We start from the raw sequence: 18956 nt of genomic DNA, 5'->3' as shown, positions 1-18956 counted from the left end.
CCTCACCCGCGGGGCGGCGTCCGGTGGTCGCGCGGGCGTCGGGTCCGGGCCTCCGCGCGGCCGACCACGCCGCCCGAAGTCGCCGAGCCGAGGAAGGCCACCCCGACCGTATCGTCCTGCCGCCAGACCACGCGGGCGTGCAGGGTCCGGCCCAGGATCGGGATCGTCAGGTCGAGCGCCTGCGGCAGCGGCACCGCATCGCTGAAGGCGAAGCGGGCGCCGTCGGCCGACAGGTCGCGCACCAGGCAGTCCAGCGTCTGGCTGCGATGGTTGAAGGTGACCGTGCCGCCCAGATAGGTCCGCCCGCGCGGGGCTCGTCGCCGCTCGATCATGCCGGCCCTCCTGCGCCTCGCGAGATCACAGGGCCAACGCGGAGCGCGCGCCTCCGCGCATGGGCGATCTCGGGACAGGGTTAACGCCGCTCCCGCCCGTCGGCGGGTGCGCGGCGCGGGACGGTCCTTGCGGATGCCACGAACGGCGAAGGGCCGGCGCCCTGTCGGGAGCGCCGGCCCTTCACGGAACGTTCCGGCGGCCTGTCGCCGGAACGGGTCAGGCGGCCGCGGAGGCGGACGACTCGGTGGGAACCTCGGAGATCGTCTTCAGGATCTGCGAGGCGATCTGGTAGGGGTCGCCCTGGCTGTTGGGGCGGCGATCCTCGAGGTAGCCCTTGTAGTCGTTCTTCACGAACGAGTGCGGCACGCGGATCGAGGCGCCGCGGTCGGCCACGCCGTAGCTGAACTTGTTCCAGGGCGCGGTCTCATGCTTGCCGGTGAGGCGCATGTGGTTGTCCGGGCCGTAGACGGCGATGTGATCCTCGATGTTCCGGCCGAAGGCCGCCATCAGGGCCTCGAAATAGGCCTTGCCGCCGACGGTGCGCATGTACTCCGTCGAGAAGTTGGCGTGCATGCCCGAGCCGTTCCAGTCGGTGTCCCCGAGCGGCTTGCAATGGTACTCGATGTCGATCTCGTACTTCTCGCAGAGGCGCTGCATCAGGTAGCGGGCCATCCACATCTCGTCGGCGGCCTTCTTGGAGCCCTTGCCGAAGATCTGGAATTCCCACTGGCCCTTGGCGACCTCGGCGTTGATGCCCTCGTGGTTGATGCCGGCCGCGAGGCAGAGATCGAGGTGCTCCTCGACGATCTGGCGCGCCACCGAGCCGACGTTCGCGTAGCCGACGCCCGTGTAGTAGGGGCCCTGCGGAGCGGGGTAGCCGGTCTCCGGGAAGCCGAGCGGGCGGCCGTTCTTGTAGAAGAAGTACTCCTGCTCGAAGCCGAACCAGGCGCCGTCGTCGTCGAGGATCGTGGCGCGCTTGTTCGACTCGTGCGGGGTGACGCCGTCCGGCATCATCACTTCGCAGAGCACCAGCACGCCGTTGGTACGGGCCGGATCGGGGAAGTGGCGCACGGGCTTGAGCGTGCAATCGGACGAGCCGCCCTCGGCCTGCTTCGTCGAGCTGCCGTCGAAGCCCCAGAGCGGAAGCTGCTCCAGCGTCGGGAAGCTGTCGAAGTCCTTGATCTGCGTCTTGCCGCGGAGATTCGGCACGGGCGTGTAGCCGTCCAGCCAGATATATTCGAGTTTGTATTTCGTCATCGCGATTCTCTCGTCATGTACTGACAAAAGTCCTGAAGGGAACGGACCTCACGCGCCGGCGACGGCTGGGCGGCCTCTAGCACGGGCCATGCCACGGGCGCCGGGATCGCAATTTCGGGCTCGCGTGTCCACACTCTTCCGCGGCGGGTCGCGGAACCGTCCGGTGGGCGCCGCATTATCTCGGCCCTCCGGCAGGCGGGAAGGCGGCCGGGACGCACAGATGCATAGCATCTAGGCAGTGTCGCGGATGAGGCTGAAACGCCTATCGATCGGGCACCGCTTCGCAGATTCGTGAGCGATCAAACATCACCCGATCTCGCAAGTGCTGCGCTGCGCATATTATCAGCAAAGAGTGATTTTGAGGGTGCAGATCGCGCAAAGAGTAGGCATCTTTCTCTCAACGGGCCCCCGACCGCGTTGTCGGACGGCGGGCCCAGCACGGGAGTTTCACGATCATGCAGACCGGTTTTCATCATCCCACCGCCAAGATCTATGCCTTCCCCGCCGGGGGCCGCGCCGCGCTCGGGGGCTTTCGCAGCCTCGGCTCGATCGCGCCGAGCGCCGCTCCCGTCGTGCCGACCGTCGCGGGCGGCGGCTGGTACCACGACGCCGCGATCCAGGAAGAGGCCGAGCGGGCCCGCAAGCCCCAGGCCCGCTGAGCCGCGCAGATGCAGCGGGACGCGGGGGGCGTGGGGGGACGGCGTGCGATGCGCGCCCCGCCCTCCCCCGCGGCGGAGAGCGGTCGCCCCGCTCACACGCCGAAGATCGACCAGCCCATCCGCTTCGTGAGCGCCTCCAGGGCGATGCGGCCGAGATGGGAATTGCCCGCGGCGTCGAGGCCGGGCGACCAGACCGCGATCGAGGCCTTGCCGGGCGCGACCGCCAGGATGCCGCCGCCGACGCCGCTCTTGCCGGGCAGGCCGACCCGGTAGGCGAATTCGCCCGACCCGTCGTAGTGGCCGCAGGTCAGCATGATCGCGTTGATGCGGCGCGCCCGCTCGGCCGAGACCACCGACAGGCCCGTCGCCGGGTTGCGCCCGGAATGGGCCAGGAACCGCCCGGCCGCGGCGAGCTGGCGGCAGGACATGGCGATGGCGCAGTGGTGGAAGTAGACGCCCAGCGTGTAGACCACCGGATTGTCCAGCACGTCGAAGGACTTCATGTAGTTGGCGAGCGCCGTGTTGCGGTAGCCGGTGCGCTGCTCGGAGGCCGCCACCGCCTCGTCGATCACGATCGACGGGTCCTGTGCCAGGAATTGCATGAAGCGCAGGATCTCGCCCAGGGCCTCGCGCGGCTGGTGGCCGGACAGGATCACGTCGGTGACCGCGATGGCGCCCGCGTTGATGAAGGGGTTGCGCGGGATGCCACGCTCGCGCTCCAGCTGGACGATGGAGTTGAACGGGCTGCCGGAGGGCTCGCGCCCGACGCGGCGCCAGAGCCGGTCGCCGACCATGCCGAGCGCCAGCGTCAGGGTGAAGACCTTCGAGATGCTCTGGATCGAGAAGGGCGTGTCGGCATCGCCCCCCGCCGCCACATGGCCGTCGTTGTCGATCACCACGAGGCCGAACTGGCGCGCGTCGACCCGGGCGAGTTCCGGGATGTAGTCGGCGACCGTGCCGCGGTCGGGCCGCGTACGCATCTCCTCGGCGATCTCGCGGACCGCCCGATCGAGCTCCGCCGCGCTCATGCGGGCACGGCCGGGGATGGGGCCGCCGCGCAGGCCGCCATGACAGCGCGGAAGATCCGGTCGGGGGCGAAGGGCGTCGCGGTCGGGCGGTGGCCGGTGGCGTCCCGGATGGCGCTGGCCAAGGCCGCCGCGACCGGGTTGAACGGGCTCTCGCTCATGGACTTGGCCCCGAGCGGCCCGACCGCGTCGTGGGTGGCGGCGAACAGCACCGTCGTGCGGGGCACGTCGGCGCAGGCCGGGATGTGGTAGTTGCGCAGCGTGCTGGTCACGACGTGCCCGTCGGCGAGGCGCACGTCCTCGTAGAGCGCGGCGCCGATGGCCTGGGCGACGCCGCCCTCGATCTGGCCGCGGCACTGCATCGGGTTGATCACCCGGCCCGCATCGGCCGCGTGGATGCTGTCGAGGATGCGGACCTCGCCGCTGCCCGGATGCACCGCCACCCGGAAGGCCTGGACGTTGAAGGCGACGGAGCGGGGCGTGCCGTCCGCCCGGCCCACGGCCTCGAGCCCCGCGAACTCGGAGAGCGGCAGGACCTGGCCGCCGGGAAGCGCCACGCCGTCGCGGGTGAGCCGGCAGGTTCCGGCCCCGCTCCCGGTGCGGGCCCGGGCCGTCTGGCAGAGCATGGCCGCCAGCGCCTCGGCCGCGCGGCGGCTCGCCTGCCCCCCCACCACCGTGCCGGTGCTGCCGTAGGCGCCGGTGTCGTGCGCGACGGCGTCGGTATCGGCGGCGCGGATCCGGATCCGGTCCGGCGCGGTGCCGAGCGCCGAGGCCGCGAACTGGGCGTGCACCGTCGCGGTGCCGTTGCCGAACTCGGCGGTGCCGACTGAGAGGGCGTAGCCCCCGTCCGGCTCCAGGCAGATGCGGGCCTCGGCCACGTGGCCGCGGGGCGGGATCGTGTCGATCATGGCCATGGCCATGCCCTGCCCCACCCGCCAGCCGGGTCCCGGCACCGCCGCGGGCGGCAGGCCGGCGAGCGCCCGCTCGGCGAGGTCCAGGCATTGGTCAAGGCCGTAGGAGCCGTATTCCACGTCGTGCGGCTCCAGGCTCGTGGAGACCATCGGGTCGCCCGGGCGCACCGCGTTGCGGCGGCGCAGCTCGAACGGATCGATGCCGAGCCTCCGGGCGAGCTCGTCCATCGCCGATTCCACCGCGAAGATGGTCTGGCTCAGGCCGTAGCCGCGGAACGCCCCCGCCGGCAGGGTGTGGGTGTGGACGCTGTAGCCGTCGACGCGCTTGTTCGGGCAGCGATAGACCGCGATCACCTCGTTGCAGCCGTGGTGCAGCACCCCGCCCGAATGGTTGCCGTAGGCGCCCGTATCGGCCAGCACGTCGAGGGCGATGGCCGTCAGCGTGCCGTCGGCCCGGGCGCCGAGCCGCACGCCGACCCGCATCGGATGGCGCGTGGTGGTGCCGGTGAACTGCTCGCTGCGCGTCATCTCGTAGGAGACCGGCCGGCCGAGCTTCAGCACGGCCAGGGCCACGAGGTCCTCGGTCAGCATCTCCTGCTTGCCGCCGAAGCCGCCCCCGACCCGGCCGCAGACCACGCGGACCCGCTCGCGCGGCAGGTCGAACAGGGCGCAGAGGGCGTCGCGGGTCAGGAACGGCACTTGCGTCGAGGCGCGGATCACGAGGCGGCCGGCGGCGTCGAGCCAGCCGACCGCGCCGTGGGTCTCGAGATGGGCGTGCTGCACCCGCTGCGAGCGGTAGGTGCCCGCGTGCACGATGTCGGCCTCGGCAAAGCCCGCATCCACGTCGCCGATCGCCCCGTGCGCCTCGGCCGCGAGGTTCGGATGGGGCCCGAGCGGGGGCGCGTCGGCGCCGGGCTCGGCGGGCGGCCGGTCGGCCGGGTCGTGCACCAGCGGCGCGTCGGGGGCCAGCGCCGCCTCCGGATCGAGGAGCGCCGGCCGCACCTCGTAGGTCACGCGCAGCGCCCGCAGCCCCGCCTCCGCCGCCGCCTCGGTCTCGGCCACCACGGCGGCGACCCGCTGCCCGACGAAGCGGATCACCGGATCGAGCACCAGGGTATCGGCGGCGTCGTCGGCCGGGTCGTGGTGGCGGGCGGTGGAGAAGCGCCGGGGCGGGGCGTCCGCGTGGGTGAGCACCGCCACGACGCCCGGCAGCGCCAGCGCCGCCGCATCGTCGATGGCGCGGATGCGGGCATGGGCATGGGGCGCGCGCAGCACCCGCATGTGCAGCGCGCCCGGCACCGCGAGGTCCAGGGTGTAGGGGGCCCGGCCCGTGACCACGCCCGGCCCCGCGGGCGCGGGCAGGCTGCGCCCGACCGGATCGGTGCCCGCCTCGAGGGTCTCGGCATGCGCCACCCCGGCGATCGCGTCGCGGATGGAGCGATAGCCGGTGCAGCGGCAGAGATTGCCCTTGAGCGCGGCGTCGAGGTCCCGGCGCTGGCCCTGGTCGAGGGCGGCGGCCGTCATCACCATGCCGGGGGTGCAGAAGCCGCACTGGAACCCCTGCGCCCCCAGGAAGGCGGCCTGGGTCGGGTGCAGCGCCTCGGGCAGCCCGTCCTCCGGGCTGCAGGGGCCGGCCAGTCCCTCGATCGTGGTGACGCTGCGCCCCGCGGCCCGGAAGGCCGGGATCAGGCAGGCATGCACCGGCTCGCCGTCGAGATGGACGGTGCAGGCGCCGCAATCGCCCGCGTCGCAGCCCTTCTTGACCCCGAACCAGCCGAGCCCGCGCAGCAGGGTGCGCAGGCACTGGCCCGGGCGCGGCTCGACCGCCTGCGCCTGCCCGTTGACGGTGACGATCATCGGCGCTCTCCGTCCCCCGATCCGTGGCGGCCAAGCGGATGGCGGCCGCCGAGTTCCTGCCGGATCTCCTCGGCGAGGAGACCGCTGACATGCGCCCGCCAGTCGGGCGCCCCGTGCACGTCGTCGTACCAGAGGGCGTCCGGAATCGCCGCCACCGCCTCCGCCATCCCGGCCGCGTCCGGCAGGCCGGCGAAGCGGAGCTGCAGCGGGCGCCGGGTCGCGGCCGTCACCGTCAGGGCGAAGGCGCCGCTCCGGTCCAGGCTGCCGATCAGAAGCGCGCCGGAGCGCCCGTTCGGGCTCAGCGAGACGCGCCGGAAGGCGGTGCGGCGCAGGAGGGCCGCGGCCGGCAGGTCGATCGCCCGCAGGATCTCGCCGGGCGCCAGCGCCGTCGCCTGCGGTCCGAGCACGAAATCGAGCACCGGCACCCTGCGCTCGGCCCCGTCCGGCGTCCAGATCAGGCCTGTCCCGTCGAGGGCGACGCAGAGGGCGATCATCGGTCCGGCGGGCAGCGCCATGCAGAGGTTGCCGCCCACGGTCGCCGTGTTCCAGACCTTGAACGAGCCGAGCAGCGCCCGGCAGCACTGGGCGACGAGGGGGCCGGCCGTCCAGGCCGCGGGCAGCTCGAGCCGTTCCAGCGCCGCGATGGTGCAGGTGGCCGCGAGCGAGAGCCCGTCCTCCGAGAGCGCGTGCGGGGCCCAGCCGAGCCCGCCGAGATCGATCAGCCGGGCGAGATCGGGCTGGGGCTCGGAGAACAGCCAGGTGCCGCCCGCGAGCCAGGCATCCCCCGCTCGCCAATCCGGCAGATCGCCCCGTGCCCGGGGCGACAGCACGCTCTCGATCGTGTGCAGGTCCATGGGATCCTGTTCGGTGGGGCCGGTCCGCGGGTGGTCTCGCAAGATCGGCGCCCTGGCAAGATCGGCGCCTTGGCAGGATCAGTCACCTGGCAAGATCGGTCACTGGGCAACATCGGTCACCGAGCAGGATCGACGACGAGGCCGTTCCCCCTCAGGCCCGCGGTGCGAACCGGCGCAGGAGCCGGTGGGTCGGCCAGAACAGCAGGGCGGGCAGGCCGGCGATCAGGCCGCAGAGCCAGAGCCAGGCCGGCACCCAGCTCTGCGCCGCCGCGTCGCCGGGGCCGTACACGTAGTTGATGTTGACGGGGGTCAGGCCCGCGTCCGGGCTCGGCGGCGGCATCAGGAAGAAGCAGACGAGGAGCGTCGGCACGGCCATCAGCGTCCAGGCCTTGAGGGCGCGCCGGTCGTAGCCGAGCCGCGCCACGAGGTAGACGAGGAGCAGCGGCAGCCAGCCGTGGAAGCCCGAGAGGCCGCGCAGCAGCAGGGGCTGGCGGGGATCGAACATGTAGGCGGTCATCCCGGTGAGCGGCGCGCCGAGCAGGGTCGCGAGGAAGTCGAGGATCCAGAGCGCCTGCGGCGCGAGGATGCCCACGGCGCACATCGAGATCAGCAGCGGGCTCTCGAGCCAGAGGCCGGCCAGGGCGAGCAGCACCGCCTGATCGCAGAAGTAGAGGAAGTTCGTCGGCCCGTAATGGGCGAGGTAGACCGGCACCAGGATGCCCGCGAACAGCGTGTAGGCGAGCTTCACCGGCAGGGGGATCCGGCCCCGCGCCGACCGGATCGGCGGGGCCGGCGTCCAGGCCGGCTGATCCGGCACCCGGATCGGCGGGGCCGGCACCCGGATCGGCTGATCCGGCACCCGGATCGGCTGATCCGGCACCCGGATCGGCTGATCCGGCACCCGGATCGGCCGATCCGGCAGGGTGGCTTGCGGAAGCGTCACGGTGTGTTCCCCTCGATGGACGACCCTGCCGGCGCCGGCCGGCAGGGAAGACGGCCGCGCCTCACTCCTTGGTGGTCGACATCAGCAGGCGCTCGGTCTTGGCGTCCTCGATGCGGTTGACCATGCGGCGGCTCTCGTGGACGTCGCGCACCGTCTTGGTCATGGTCACGCAGGATTGGACGAGCATCACCGCCGCCATGGCGAAGTAGCCCTTGAGCCAGATGTCGACGGGCATGAACGCGATGCCGAGGGCGAGCATCGCCACCGAGCCGATGAAGGAGGCGTAGGTGAAGGTCACCCAGCCGGAGGAATGCTGCGCGGTGTCCTGGGGCATGGTCGTGTCTCCTGACGGTGATGGGGAATGGACGGGGTCTCGGGATCAGGCGGTGTGCGGGGCGGGTTCGGCTCCCCGTTCGGCCGGGTGCTCGGGCGGCTGTCCGGCCGCTTGCCGGCGCAGGCGCTGGAGCACGGCGTTGCCGTCGTCCCGGCTGCGGGGCCCGAAGCCCGCGCGTTCCAGCCGCTCGCCGATGCCGTGGCCGGGCTCGGCCTCGGCCAGAGCCGCCTCGGTGTCGGCGGCCTCGGCCTGCAACTCGCGCAGCCGTGCCAGCGTCGCCTCGGCCTCGCGCAGCGTCGCGGCGTCCTGGCGGGTGGCGCCCGTGCCGAGGCGGCGCACCGCCTCGTTGGCGGCGGCGACCCGTCGGCCCCGCTCCAGATCGGCCTGCCGGCGCGTCGCGTCGGCGACGGTCTCGCGGATGCGGCCGATCTCGGCGGCGAATGTCGCACGGGCGGCCCGCAGCGCGTCGCGCTCGGCCTCGAGATCCGCGATGGCGCGGGCCGCCTCCTCGGCCAGATCCTCGCGCCCGCCCCTCAGGGCCGCCACGGCCTGCGCCTCCAGGGCGGCGGCGCGGGCCTCGGTCTCCTCCAGGCGGCGCGCCTCGGCGCGGTCGCCCGCCACCGCGACGGCGAGCGCCCGGCGGCCCCGCTCCAGCCCGGCCCGGGTCTCGCGGATCTGCTGGTCGAGGACGAGCAGCGCGTTGCGGTCGAAGATCTCCTCCACGGCGCGCGCCGCGTGGCCCCGGACCAGGATGTCGAACAGCTTGAACACGGCGTCTCTCCGTTTCATGAACGTCGTTCACAACGCGGTTGTCCCATGTTCATGAACGATGTTCAGTGCGTTTTTGCACGTCGTGTAAAATCCGTCCCCTCGTGCGGATCGCGGGCGTGGGCGTCGTGACGGGCGAGACGCGGCGGGAGGACAGGCGCGCGGCCCTGCGCGCGGCGTTGCTGGCGGCGGCGGAGCGGATGATCGCCGCCGACGGCTTGGCGGGCCTGCGGGCTCGGGCGCTCGCCGAGTCGGCCGGCTGCGCGGTGGGCGCGATCTACACGGCCTATCCGGATCTCGACGCGCTGGTGCTCGCCGTGAACATCCGGACCCTGAACCTGTTCGAGGCGGCGCTCCGGGCAGCCCCCGAGACGGTCCTCGACGGGCCCGCGGCGGCGGCGGACGCGCTGGTCGCCCTCGGCTGCGCCTATCTGGATTTCGCGCGGGATCAGCCCCTGCGCTGGGATGCCCTGTTCCGGCACCGCTCGGCCGGGGGATCGGGCGCGCCCGACTGGTACGTCGCCGAGCAGGTCCGCCTGTTCCGCTTCATCGAGGCGCCGCTGGCGGTGCTGCGGCCGGACCTCGCCCCGCCGGAGCGCGGGCTGCTCGCCCGCAGCCTGTTCTCGGCGACGCACGGCATCGTGGCGCTCGGGCTCGACCCGGAACGCATGGCGCTGCCGCCGGAGGTGATCCGGCGGCAGCTCGACGTCGTGGTGCGGGCGATGGCGGCGGGGCTGCGGGTGCAGATCCCGGCGGGTGTACAGATCCCGGCGGGACCGGAGGCCCTGGCGGGAGGACCGGAGGCCCCGACGGGTCGGGGCCTCCGCTGAGCCGCCCTATTTCGGGGCGGGGACCGGCGCGGCCGGCGCCGAGGGCGCGGCCGGGGCGGCATCCGGCTTGGCCGGCAGGGTCTGGGTCGAGGCCGCGGCGAGTTCCGGATAGGTCTCGAGCATGTGGGCGCCGTTGAGGGGCTTGGCCTGGCCGTTGTGGCAGGTGGCGCAGTTGATCTTCGGCGCGTCGCCCGTGGGCCCGAGACGGTTGGGCGGAAACACCCCCGTCAGCGGCGTGATGTAGTCGCCGTTGAGGTCACGCACCATCCGGATGCCGTGCCAGGCGGTGGTGCGCTGGGGCGTGCTCTGCGACCAGTCCGCCACCGCCCGGGTGTTGTGGCAGTAGGTGCAGTTGACGCCGAGCGATTCCGCCATGTGGATCATCAGCCCGAAGGTCTTCTCCGCGGACTGGATCGGCTTGCCCTTGCTCTCCGGCAGCGCCGTGGTGGCGTTGACCCGGATCGCGTTCTCGTTGGTGTCGGGCTTGGCGAGGAAGGTGGTCAGCACGTCGTAGGGCAGCGAGGCGAGGCCGACGACGGGCGAGGCCATGTTCTGGCTGTTGTTGCGGGCGATGAAGCCGGACTTGTAGGCCGGACCCGGATTGTCGAACCAGATCTGGGCCGGCACCGGGTTGCCGCGGTGGCAGGTGTAGCAGGTCACGCCGGTCTCGCCGACGTGCTTCTCCTTCCAGGTGGAGTTGATGTGCTGCACCATCTGCAGCATCCGCCGGGCGACCTTCTTCTGGTAGAGGCTGTCGTCGGCCATGTTCTCGGTGTTGTGGCAGTAGGTGCAGCCCTGGGCGGGCGCCACCCACTCGGTGATCGAGACCATCAGCCGGTTGAACTCCTCGACCGGCAGGTCGCCCAGCACCTTGACGTTCTCGTAGGTGGTGCCGGCCTTGTCGGGGCCCGCCTCGACCGGGTCGGCGGGCGCCGGGGCGAGGTTGGCCTCCTTGAGGGCCGCCGCCCCGGCCTTGGTCTTGATCTGGTCCATGCCCGTGCCGCGGAAGCCGTGCTGCTGGGCTAGGATCGGCGGACGGTTCCAGCCGGCGGTGCCGAACTGGGCGATGGTGAGGAACAGGGCGACCACCCCGGCCGCGAGGGCGACGATCGTCTTCATGGGCTCACCCCCGGGACCTTGAGCGGATCGACGATCGGGCCGAACACCTGCGGGTAGGGCGGGGCCACGCCGTGCTTGACCGCCCAGAGGTACCAGTTGTCGACGACGGTGCCGGTGAGCAGGATGCCGATGCCGCCGGTCAGCGTCGTCAGCACCGCGAACCACCAGGCCCAGCGGTGGACCGATTCCATCGTGGCGTTGAAGCCCATGGTCCAGCGCCAGAACAGGGCGGCGCGCTCGGTGGCGGTGCCGCGGTCGACGATCTGGTCGATCTCGCGCTCGGCGCCGTAGCGCGAGCAGGCCAGGATCGTGCCCCCGTGCATCGCGAAGAGCAGCGTCGACCCGTACAGGAAGACGATCGAGAGCATGTGGAACGGATTGTAGAACAGGTTGCCGTAGCGGAGCGAGAAGGCCGCGGTCCAGTCGAGGTGCGGGAACAGGCCGAAGGGCACCGCCTCGCTCCACGAGCCCATCAGCAGCGGCCGGATGAAGCCGAGCACGAGGTAGAGCCAGATGGCGCTGGCGAAGGCCCAGGGCACGTGGTTGCCGAGGCCGAGCGCCCGGGCGCGGCGGTAGAGGCGCAGCCACCAGAGCAGGATCGAGGCGGTGAGGAAGAAGCCGGCGATCAGCCACCAGCCGCCCTCGTTCAGGGGCGGCAGCACCCGCAGGCCGTATTTCGGCAGGGGGGGCTCGAGCGCGAGCCAGGGCAATTGCCGCACGAACTGGACCGGATCCCAGTTCACCGAGGCCCACATGTTGAGCCCGATGATCTCGAAGGCGATCAGCCCGCAGGCGAAGGACAGCGCGCCGAGATAGCCGCCGTAGATCGGCCCGACCTGGCTGTTGCCGATCAGCCCGAACAGGTAGCTGTTGAAGGGCTTTCCGACCCGGGCGTCGACCGAGACCGGGATGCCGTGCTCGGGCACCCGCGGGCGCACCTGCACCTGTGTGAGGATGTTCTGATAGTAGGCCATGGGCGTCCTGGTCCCCCTCGCCTCTCGGAGCGTGCGCCCGGACCGGGAGCGCGCCGTTCATTCAGGGTCGTGTCTTGCGGTGTTTCGATGCTCGTGGGCTCGCGAGCCCTCAGCGCCAGACCGGCAGGTTGAGCCACCAGCCCCACCATTGCGGCCAGCCCTGGGTCCAGAACGGGCCGCTGATCACGATGCAGACCGCGCTCCAGAACCCGGCCGAGAGGGCCAGGAACAGGCCGAGCCGGTGGATGCCGAGCGTGCCGATCGAGTAGCCGATCGTGTCGCGGAAGAAGGTGTCCTCGTGCTCGGGCGTCTTGACCACGTTGTCGTCCTTGGGCGGATTCGTGGACGACAGGATCAGCGAGCCGTGCAGCGCCAGGGCGAAGGTCGTGGTGAAGAAGAAGCTCACCCCGAGCATGTGCGCCGGATTGTAGTGGAAGTGCAGGTACTGGTAGCCGGTGTTCGACACCCAATCGAGGTGGCTGAGGATGCCGTACGGGAAGCCGTAGCCCCAGGCGCCCATCAGCAGCGGCCGGAACACCACCAGCGTCACGTAGGCGAAGATCGCCACCGAGAAGGCGAAGGGCACGTGGTAGCCGATGCCGAGCTTGCGGCAGATCTCGACCTCGCGCAGGGCCCAGGACACGAACGCCCCGACCGCGCAGAAGGTGATGATCTGCCAGAGGCCGCCCTCCTTCAGGGGCGCCAGCGCCAGGCCGTATTTCAGGTCCGGCGGCGCGATGTTGATCTGCCAGATGTTCCAGGTCGGGCCGAGCGCGGCCCCGTAGAGGATCAGCGCGGTGCCGAGCACCGAGAAGAACAGCGTCGTGACGCCGAAGAAGCCCACGTAGAAGGGCCCGACCCAGAAATCGAACAGGTCGCCGCCCACCAGCGTGCCGCCGCGGATCCGGTATTTGCGCTCGAAGCTCAGCATCGCCATGGCGGGCACCCCCCGGGTAAGGCCGTCGGGATCTCAGGAGTCGGAAGGGTCGGGGCACGGTGCCGCGGCCTTTGCGCCGCGGCACCGGCAGGTCCGGTCAGGCCGGCATCGTCGGCAGGACCAGGGTCTGGGCGTTGGCCGCCTTGGCGGGCTTGGGGCCTTCCAGCCAGTTGAACCGGTCGGTGCTGAGCAGGATGAAATGGATCAGCAGGGCCAGGACGAACAGGAAGGTGAACAGCGCCACCAGCGTGCGCCGCGGATCGAACAGAAGCCAAACCTTGTGCATTGCTGCGATCCTCCCTTAGCCGACGAGGGTGACGAGGGCGCGGGCCGCATCGCCGACGGAGTCGAGCGCGGCGTAGCCCTGCGGTCCTGGCAGCCAGGGCCGCCACATCCACACGAGAATGTGGGCGACCACCGCGATCGCCGTGAAGATGATGAAGCTCGTCAGGAAGATCGCGTGGAACTCCTTGGCTTCGGGTTCCGTCAGCCCTGACAGGCTGCTCGGTCTTTCTTGGGTCACTCCGCTTGCCATCGGTCGAACCTCCGTTGGGTTGGCCGCAGACCGGGAGCGGGCTGCGGCAGGTGCCGTCGCGATCCGACCTGATCGCGGCGTGTCGTCCCCCGTCACCGGACGGAAGCGTTGTGGGACCTCGCCCTCGGGCCGGCGCTCGGCGCGGGCCGCGCAGGCTCAGCCCGTGAAGGTTCAGCCCATGAAGGCGAAGGGGATCGCCTGGACCGCCATGGCCCGGGCCTCCCCGAACACGCCGCGCCGGGCGGGCGCGAAGCCGGGCGAAAGCGCGGGCCGCGCGGCCTGCCGGCCCGGCACGATCCGCTGCGCCACCGCCGCGGCGAGGAAGAACGGGTAGGTCGCCGCCAGGATGATCCGGAACTGGAGCGCGTCCTGATGCAGGCGGGCCGTCGAGGGCATCGTCGAGACCATCGTGCGGGGCATGGGGACCTCCTTCTGGGCGCGGGACCGGAGCGGGGCTCCGAAGGGAGAGGGGGCACCGGAGCGGAGCTCCGGATGGGGTGTCGCGCGGGCGCTCATGCGGCGGCCTCCGCGGTCTCGACGTGGCTCGGGGCGACGCGCTCGGCGCCGGCCCGGCGGGCGGTGCGCTCGGCGGCGTCGCGCAGGCGCTTGGCGGCCGAGATCCTGGCCAGGACCGGGTGCGCCTCGACCAGGCTGTCGAGGCGGGCGCGGGCGGATTCGTCCCAGGGCAGCTCGCGGTGGGGCCGGGTCGGCGTCGCCTCCACCGCATCCATGTCGCGGGCGAGCGGCAGGATGTGGAAGAGCGTGTCGAACAGCGCGTTGCAGATCTCCTGCACGAGGTAGGTCGCGCCGGCGTAGCCCATGAACGGCGTGCCCGTGTGGCGCCGCACGATCGCGCCCGGGAAGGAGGCGGGCAGCCAGGTGCCGCGCCCGCCGGCCTCGGCGAGGTACATCCGCTCGTTGAAGGAGCCGAAGGTGACGAGCGGGGGCCGCGCCCGGATCGCCGCCCGCACCGCGGCGTTGTCGGGCTTCTGCCCGGCCTGGCGCGCGAAGGCGAAGTGGCAGGGCAGCCCCATCTCGTCCTCGAGGAAGTGGCGCACGCCCCGGGCGTAGGTCTCGGTCGCCACGATGCCGAAGCTCGCGGTGCCGAAGAAATCCTGCGTCACCGAGCGCCAGAGGTCCCAGACCGGCTTGATCGTGGTGTGGCGCTCGCGCTCGATGAAGGGCTCGGGGTCGAGTCCCAGGATCTCCCCGAGCGAGCGCAGGAACTTCGTGGTCGAGAGCACGCCGATCGGCGCCTGCAGGTAGGGCCGGCCGAGCGCCTCGCAGAGGCCGCGCCCGAACTCGCGGTAGAGGCAGATATTGGCGTCCGCATCGACGAGCTTGGGCACGTCGGCGAGGTGCGAGCCGAGGGGGAAGGTCAGGTTGACGACCGCCCCGATCCCCTCGACGAGGCGGCGGATCTCGGCGAGGTCGGAGGCCGCGTTGAAGGTGCCGTAGGCCGGGCCGACGATGTTGACGCGCGGCGCGTCGCTCCCCTGCGGGGCTTGACCGGGCTTCCGCTCCGGCCGCGCCGGGATGCCGGTCTTGGCGTATTTGCGGGCGCCGTATTCCTGCCAGAGCCAGGTCATCGCCCGGTCGGCGGCCTGCCACTGGTCCTCGTCGATGGTGCGCGGCAGGAAGCGCTGCAGGCCGGTGCCCTCCGGCGTCACCCCGCCCCCGATCATCTCGGCGATCGAGCCGGTGACGACGACGCTGGGCAGGCCCGGATCGAGGGTGGCGTGGGCGCGCTTCATCGCGCCCTCGGTGCCGTGGCGGCCGAGTTCCTCCTCGGCGAGCCCCGTCACCACGATCGGCAGCTCGTGCGGCGGCAGCGCGTCGGTGTAGTGCAGCACCGAGGTGACGGGCAGGTTCTCGCAGCCCACGGGGCCGTCGATGACGACCTGCAGGCCCTTGATCGCGGTGAAGACGTAGACCGCGCCCCAGTAGCCGCCGGCCCTGTCGTGATCGAGGACGAGCATCAGGCCATCTCCCCGATCGGCTTCTCGGGGGTGCGGCGCACCGCCGGGCCCTTCCGGACCTGCGGCACCGCCTGCCAGATCCCGGCGGCGTGGCCGGTGCCGACGCCCTCGAAGAAGTCGCGCATCGCCGCGAAGCGCGCGCGGTTGCCGAGGGCGGCGTTCACCACCGCGGCGAGCGAGCCCGCGCCGGCCGCGCCCATCAGCGGGCGCGCCGAGATCAGGTTGGTGAAGTAGAGGGCCGGGATGCCCCGCTCCTTGGCCCGCTGCACCACCGGCGTGGTGCCGATGGCGAGGTCCGGCCGGAAGGCGTCCATCGCCGAGAGGTCGTCCTCCAGCGAGGCGCGGTAGCGCACCGCCACGCCGCGGGATTCGAGCCAGTCGCGGTCGGCCTCCGAATGCGGCGTGCGCGGGCAGGCGGTGCCGACGTAGGGCACCTCCGCCCCGCTCTCGATGAGGAGGCGGGCGACCAGGAGTTCCGAGCCCTCGTAGCCCGAGAGCGTGATCCGGCCCTGGATCGGGCTCGCCGCGAGCGCGCCGCGGATCGGGGGCAGCAGCCGGTTCTTGGCGGCCTCCACCGTGGCGCGGGGCACGCCGCAGGCCTCGCCGATCCGGTCGAGCCAGTCGGCCGTGCCGTCGACGCCGACCGGGGCCGAGCCGACGATGGGCCGGCCCGCCGCCTCGAACTCGCGGATCGAGGCGGTGTAGAACGGGTGGATCGCCGCGACCGCGGCGCCGTCGAGGGCCGCGTAGAGCTCGCGCCATTCCCGCGTCGGCACCACCGGCCCGGCCTGGAGGCCGAGGGGTTCGAGGAGCCCGCCGATCACCACCGGATCGGCCGGGAACATCTCGCCGAGGAGCGTCACCGTGGGGCGCTCCGAGCGCCCGCCGCGCGGCGCCTGGACCGGGCCCTGCTCGGCCTCGCCGCGGGCGACGCGCAGCATCGCGCCGGCGAGCACGTCCTTGGCCTCGGCATGGGTCGGGACGCCGAAGCCCGGCACGTCGATGCCGATGATGCGGACCCCGTCGATCTCCTTTGGCAGCAGCCGCAGCGGAACGCCGGAGGCGGTCGGCACGCAGAGGTTGATCACCACCACGGCGTCGTAATCCTCGGGCTTGGCCGTCGCGTGGACCGCCTCGCGGATGTCCTCGAACAGCTTGCCGGTGACGAGCGTCTCGGAGTTGAACGGCACGTAGCCGACGCTGCGGCGGGCCCCGTAGAAATGGGCGGTGAAGCTCAGCCCGTAGACGCAGCAGGCCGAGCCCGACAGGATCGTGGCGGTGCGGCGCATGCGCAGGCCGACGCGCAGCGACCCGAAGGCCGGGCACATGCTCTGCGGCTGGTCGTGCGGCCCCGTCGGGTAGTCGGCCCGGAGCTGCTCCAGGGTCTGCGACATCCCGGCGGCCTCGGCGGCCGCCCGCAGCGCGTCCTTGCCGGCATGGCAGCCGAGCCCGTCGCCCTTGGTCGCGGCGAGGTCGACGCCTTCCGGCGCGACAGGGGGGACCGACCGAGGGCCGGCCGGCGACGGGGCCGGCGGCAGGGCCTCCGGGGCGGGCGCCGCGCGGCGGGCGCGCAGCTCCGCGATGTCGAGGGAGACGGCCATGCCCTAGACCTCGTCGTAGACGACTTCGAGGGACGGCTTGGCGACCGGCGCGGCGCCGCACATGTCCGCGACGGTGGCGGGCACCAGCACCACGTCGCGGCCGACGGCCGAGCCGGAGAACAGCGCGAGCAGGCTGTCCTGGGACAGGGGCCTGGGTTGGTGGGGCTGGGCCGCGGCGACGTTTTGCGACAGGTCGGCGAAGAGCGAGCCCCAGCGCCCGTCGGGCTTGCCGATGATCTCGTAGTTCGCACTCTTGCGGCGGATGTCCTCGTCGGCCGGGATCGAGGCCAGCACCGGGATGCCCGCCGCGTCCGCGAAGGCCTGCGCCTCGCCGGTGCCGTCGTCCTTGTTGATGACGAGGCCGCCGACGCCGACATTGCCGCCCATCTTGCGGAAGTACTCGACCGCCGAGCAGACGTTGTTGGCGACGTAGAGGGATTGCAGGTCGTTCGAGCCGACGACGATGACCTTCTGGCACATGTCGCGCGCGATCGGCAGGCCGAAGCCGCCGCAGACCACGTCGCCCAGGAAGTCGAGCAGGACGTAGTCGAAGCCCCATTCGTGGAAGCCGAGCTTCTCCAGGAGCTCGAAGCCGTGGATGATGCCGCGTCCGCCGCAGCCGCGCCCGACCTCGGGGCCGCCGAGTTCCATCGCGTAGACGCCGTCGCGCTTGAAGCAGACGTCGCCGATGGCGACCGCCTCGCCCGCGAGCTTCTTCTTGGTCGAGGTCTCGATGATGGTCGGGCAGGCCCTGCCGCCGAACAGCAGCGAGGTGGTGTCGCTCTTCGGGTCGCAGCCGATGAGCAGGACCTTCTTGCCCTGCTGGGCCATCATGTAGCTGAGGTTGGCCAGGGTGAACGACTTGCCGATGCCGCCCTTGCCGTAGATCGCGATGATCTGCGTCTCCTTCTTGACGGGGGCGGTCGCCACCGGATCCGGCTCGATCGCGGCCTCGGCCCGCAGCGCGGCGGCGCTCGACAGGGCGGCCTTGTTCAGCTGCACGTTCATGAGCAGGCTCTCCAGTCGAGGACCATCTTGAGGCAGGCCGGATCGCTGAACGCGGTCCGGTAGGCCGCCTCGGCCCGCGTTGCGGGCTCGGCATGGGTGATCAGCCCGTCGAGGGACAGCCGGCCGCCCGCGATCAGGGCGGTGACGGCGGCCAGATCCTCCGGCCGCCACTCGGCGGAGACGCGGATGCGCGCCTCGCGCAGGAACGCCGCCGGGAAGGCGAAGGACAGGGGCGCGGCGTAGAAGCCGGCGAGCACGATCTCGCCGCCGGGCGCGAGCCGGGCGATCAGGGCGTCGAGGCCCGAGGCGTCGCCGCTGACGTCGGTGATCTGGGCGTAGTCGCGCCGGGGATCGGCTTGCGGGTCGAGGACGGGGTAGCCGAACGCGCCCGCCGCGCGCAGCGGGTTCGTCTCCCACACGGTCGGCTCGGCGCCGGCCGCCAGCATCAGCCGGGCGAGCAGGCGCCCGAGCACGCCGTGGCCGACGACGAGGGGCCGCGCCCCCGGCCCGACGCCCGCGAGCGCGTGGTAGGCCGTGGCGGCCAGCGCGATCAGGCAGGCGCGCTCGCCGAGATGCGCCTCGACCGGCACGAGGCGGGCGGCCGGGGCGATCAGGTGGGAGGCTGCGCCCCCGAACAGGCCGCGCACCGCGCCGAAGCAGCGCGCGCCCGGCACGAAGACGCTGTCGCCCTCGGCGAGGCCCGACCCCCTGGGGGCCGACAGGACGGTGCCGACCGACTCGTAGCCGGGGACGAGCGGGTAGCCCATGCCGGGGAAGGGGGGCATCCGGCCGGACCAGAGCAGGCGCTCGGTGCCGGTGCTGATGCCGCTCCACGAGACCGCCACCACGGCGTCCTCGATACCGGCCGGAGCGAGGGCGAGGCGCGTGAGCGCCAGCTGCTCCGGTTTCTCGAGAACGACGGCGACGGTGTCCATGGTCTGGATCTTTCGCGTCCGGCACCGAAGCGCCGAGAATTGTCATTCTAACTAGACACTATCGAACGTCAACTGAAATGCACAGTTTGTGACACGA

The 18956-nt window shown here is 72.1% G+C and carries 20 protein-coding genes; 2 read left to right on the top strand and 18 right to left on the bottom strand.

The genetic code is table 11. The features are described from left to right. Positions 1-2: 2 nt before the first annotated feature. Together ACS5RC_RS14685 and ACS5RC_RS14680 are read right to left on the bottom strand one after the other, a co-directional pair. Positions 3-332: a PilZ domain-containing protein gene (locus tag ACS5RC_RS14685; protein ID WP_478344607.1), complete on the bottom strand. Its 330-nt coding sequence runs from the start codon at positions 330-332 to the stop codon at positions 3-5. Positions 333-549: 217 nt separating this feature from the next. Beyond that, a complete protein-coding gene (locus tag ACS5RC_RS14680; RefSeq protein ID WP_478344606.1) occupies positions 550-1590 on the bottom strand; it encodes a glutamine synthetase beta-grasp domain-containing protein in 1041 nt (346 codons plus the stop codon). A 455-nt stretch (positions 1591-2045) separates the two neighbouring features. On the opposite strand from ACS5RC_RS14680, the gene ACS5RC_RS14675 reads away from it, so the two are divergent. Beyond that, positions 2046-2249 (top strand): DUF2735 domain-containing protein, encoded by a 204-nt coding sequence (locus ACS5RC_RS14675; RefSeq protein ID WP_478344605.1) that lies wholly within the window; start codon positions 2046-2048, stop codon positions 2247-2249. Between the two features lie 92 nt (positions 2250-2341). Here ACS5RC_RS14675 and ACS5RC_RS14670 read toward each other — a convergent pair whose 3' ends face one another. From ACS5RC_RS14670 to ACS5RC_RS14645, 6 genes are all read right to left on the bottom strand, one after another. After that, positions 2342-3277 carry a glutaminase gene (locus ACS5RC_RS14670; RefSeq protein WP_478344604.1) on the bottom strand — a complete coding sequence of 312 codons (936 nt, stop codon included), beginning with the start codon at positions 3275-3277 and terminating at the stop codon, positions 2342-2344. Continuing rightward, positions 3274-6042, bottom strand: a complete 2769-nt coding sequence (locus tag ACS5RC_RS14665) for a molybdopterin-dependent oxidoreductase (protein WP_478344603.1) — start codon at positions 6040-6042, stop codon at positions 3274-3276. Before ACS5RC_RS14665 ends, ACS5RC_RS14670 begins: the two co-directional genes overlap by 4 nt. After that, the gene (locus ACS5RC_RS14660; RefSeq protein WP_478344602.1) at positions 6039-6896 is read right to left on the bottom strand and encodes an FAD binding domain-containing protein; all 858 of its coding nucleotides are present in this window, start codon (positions 6894-6896) and stop codon (positions 6039-6041) included. The genes ACS5RC_RS14665 and ACS5RC_RS14660 overlap by 4 nt, the downstream gene beginning before the upstream one ends. Positions 6897-7047: 151 nt before the next feature. Then, the gene (locus tag ACS5RC_RS14655) at positions 7048-7713 is read right to left on the bottom strand and encodes a hypothetical protein (protein WP_478344753.1); all 666 of its coding nucleotides are present in this window, start codon (positions 7711-7713) and stop codon (positions 7048-7050) included. A 187-nt stretch (positions 7714-7900) separates the two neighbouring features. After that, entirely contained in the window at positions 7901-8173 is a 273-nt protein-coding gene (locus tag ACS5RC_RS14650; RefSeq protein ID WP_478344601.1) for a YiaA/YiaB family inner membrane protein, read from the bottom strand. 45 nt (positions 8174-8218) lie between these two features. Further along, positions 8219-8962: a PspA/IM30 family protein gene (locus ACS5RC_RS14645; protein WP_478344600.1), complete on the bottom strand. Its 744-nt coding sequence runs from the start codon at positions 8960-8962 to the stop codon at positions 8219-8221. Positions 8963-9060: 98 nt separating this feature from the next. On the opposite strand from ACS5RC_RS14645, the gene ACS5RC_RS14640 reads away from it, so the two are divergent. Then, the gene (locus tag ACS5RC_RS14640; RefSeq protein WP_478344599.1) at positions 9061-9771 is read left to right on the top strand and encodes a TetR/AcrR family transcriptional regulator; all 711 of its coding nucleotides are present in this window, start codon (positions 9061-9063) and stop codon (positions 9769-9771) included. Positions 9772-9777: 6 nt separating this feature from the next. Here ACS5RC_RS14640 and pufC read toward each other — a convergent pair whose 3' ends face one another. The 10 genes from pufC to bchC all read right to left on the bottom strand — a co-directional run bounded on the left by pufC (position 9778) and on the right by bchC (position 18859). Then, positions 9778-10890: a photosynthetic reaction center cytochrome PufC gene (gene pufC, locus ACS5RC_RS14635; protein ID WP_478344598.1), complete on the bottom strand. Its 1113-nt coding sequence runs from the start codon at positions 10888-10890 to the stop codon at positions 9778-9780. After that, positions 10887-11864, bottom strand: a complete 978-nt coding sequence (gene pufM / locus ACS5RC_RS14630) for a photosynthetic reaction center subunit M (protein WP_478344597.1) — start codon at positions 11862-11864, stop codon at positions 10887-10889. Before pufM ends, pufC begins: the two co-directional genes overlap by 4 nt. A 109-nt stretch (positions 11865-11973) precedes the next feature. Continuing rightward, a complete protein-coding gene (pufL, locus tag ACS5RC_RS14625) occupies positions 11974-12801 on the bottom strand; it encodes a photosynthetic reaction center subunit L (RefSeq protein ID WP_478344596.1) in 828 nt (275 codons plus the stop codon). Between the two features lie 97 nt (positions 12802-12898). Next, entirely contained in the window at positions 12899-13087 is a 189-nt protein-coding gene (gene pufA / locus ACS5RC_RS14620; RefSeq protein ID WP_478344595.1) for a light-harvesting antenna LH1, alpha subunit, read from the bottom strand. Positions 13088-13102: 15 nt separating this feature from the next. Next, entirely contained in the window at positions 13103-13336 is a 234-nt protein-coding gene (gene pufB, locus ACS5RC_RS14615) for a light-harvesting antenna LH1, beta subunit (protein WP_478344594.1), read from the bottom strand. 171 nt (positions 13337-13507) lie between these two features. Then, on the bottom strand, positions 13508-13756 hold the full coding sequence (locus ACS5RC_RS14610) for a hypothetical protein (RefSeq protein WP_478344593.1): 249 nt from the start codon (positions 13754-13756) through the stop codon (positions 13508-13510). 92 nt (positions 13757-13848) lie between these two features. After that, a complete protein-coding gene (bchZ, locus tag ACS5RC_RS14605; protein WP_478344592.1) occupies positions 13849-15315 on the bottom strand; it encodes a chlorophyllide a reductase subunit Z in 1467 nt (488 codons plus the stop codon). Then, entirely contained in the window at positions 15315-16916 is a 1602-nt protein-coding gene (bchY, locus tag ACS5RC_RS14600; RefSeq protein WP_478344591.1) for a chlorophyllide a reductase subunit Y, read from the bottom strand. The genes bchZ and bchY overlap by 1 nt, the downstream gene beginning before the upstream one ends. A 3-nt stretch (positions 16917-16919) precedes the next feature. Next, positions 16920-17924, bottom strand: coding sequence for a chlorophyllide a reductase iron protein subunit X (locus ACS5RC_RS14595; protein WP_478344590.1), 1005 nt, complete (start codon positions 17922-17924; stop codon positions 16920-16922). Beyond that, the gene (gene bchC / locus ACS5RC_RS14590) at positions 17921-18859 is read right to left on the bottom strand and encodes a chlorophyll synthesis pathway protein BchC (protein WP_478344589.1); all 939 of its coding nucleotides are present in this window, start codon (positions 18857-18859) and stop codon (positions 17921-17923) included. Before bchC ends, ACS5RC_RS14595 begins: the two co-directional genes overlap by 4 nt. Positions 18860-18956 lie beyond the last annotated feature (97 nt).

Source organism: Methylobacterium sp. HJ2, from assembly GCF_056431005.1.
The sequence above is the reverse complement of the archived record's forward strand: the minus strand, read 5'-3'. Positions and strand labels throughout refer to the sequence as shown.

Bases quoted from the DNA above. Each gene is read 5' to 3' on its own strand.
- ACS5RC_RS14685 (WP_478344607.1), bottom strand. From the start codon at position 332: ATGATCGAGCGGCGACGAGCCCCGCGCGGGCGGACCTATCTGGGCGGC.
- ACS5RC_RS14680 (WP_478344606.1), bottom strand. From the start codon at position 1,590: ATGACGAAATACAAACTCGAATATATCTGGCTGGACGGCTACACGCCC.
- ACS5RC_RS14675 (WP_478344605.1), top strand. From the start codon at position 2,046: ATGCAGACCGGTTTTCATCATCCCACCGCCAAGATCTATGCCTTCCCC.
- ACS5RC_RS14670 (WP_478344604.1), bottom strand. From the start codon at position 3,277: ATGAGCGCGGCGGAGCTCGATCGGGCGGTCCGCGAGATCGCCGAGGAG.
- ACS5RC_RS14665 (WP_478344603.1), bottom strand. From the start codon at position 6,042: ATGATCGTCACCGTCAACGGGCAGGCGCAGGCGGTCGAGCCGCGCCCG.
- ACS5RC_RS14660 (WP_478344602.1), bottom strand. From the start codon at position 6,896: ATGGACCTGCACACGATCGAGAGCGTGCTGTCGCCCCGGGCACGGGGC.
- ACS5RC_RS14650 (WP_478344601.1), bottom strand. From the start codon at position 8,173: ATGCCCCAGGACACCGCGCAGCATTCCTCCGGCTGGGTGACCTTCACC.
- ACS5RC_RS14645 (WP_478344600.1), bottom strand. From the start codon at position 8,962: ATGAAACGGAGAGACGCCGTGTTCAAGCTGTTCGACATCCTGGTCCGG.
- pufC (WP_478344598.1), bottom strand. From the start codon at position 10,890: ATGAAGACGATCGTCGCCCTCGCGGCCGGGGTGGTCGCCCTGTTCCTC.
- pufM (WP_478344597.1), bottom strand. From the start codon at position 11,864: ATGGCCTACTATCAGAACATCCTCACACAGGTGCAGGTGCGCCCGCGG.
- pufL (WP_478344596.1), bottom strand. From the start codon at position 12,801: ATGGCGATGCTGAGCTTCGAGCGCAAATACCGGATCCGCGGCGGCACG.
- pufA (WP_478344595.1), bottom strand. From the start codon at position 13,087: ATGCACAAGGTTTGGCTTCTGTTCGATCCGCGGCGCACGCTGGTGGCG.
- pufB (WP_478344594.1), bottom strand. From the start codon at position 13,336: ATGGCAAGCGGAGTGACCCAAGAAAGACCGAGCAGCCTGTCAGGGCTG.
- ACS5RC_RS14610 (WP_478344593.1), bottom strand. From the start codon at position 13,756: ATGCCCCGCACGATGGTCTCGACGATGCCCTCGACGGCCCGCCTGCAT.
- bchZ (WP_478344592.1), bottom strand. From the start codon at position 15,315: ATGCTCGTCCTCGATCACGACAGGGCCGGCGGCTACTGGGGCGCGGTC.
- bchY (WP_478344591.1), bottom strand. From the start codon at position 16,916: ATGGCCGTCTCCCTCGACATCGCGGAGCTGCGCGCCCGCCGCGCGGCG.
- ACS5RC_RS14595 (WP_478344590.1), bottom strand. From the start codon at position 17,924: ATGAACGTGCAGCTGAACAAGGCCGCCCTGTCGAGCGCCGCCGCGCTG.
- bchC (WP_478344589.1), bottom strand. From the start codon at position 18,859: ATGGACACCGTCGCCGTCGTTCTCGAGAAACCGGAGCAGCTGGCGCTC.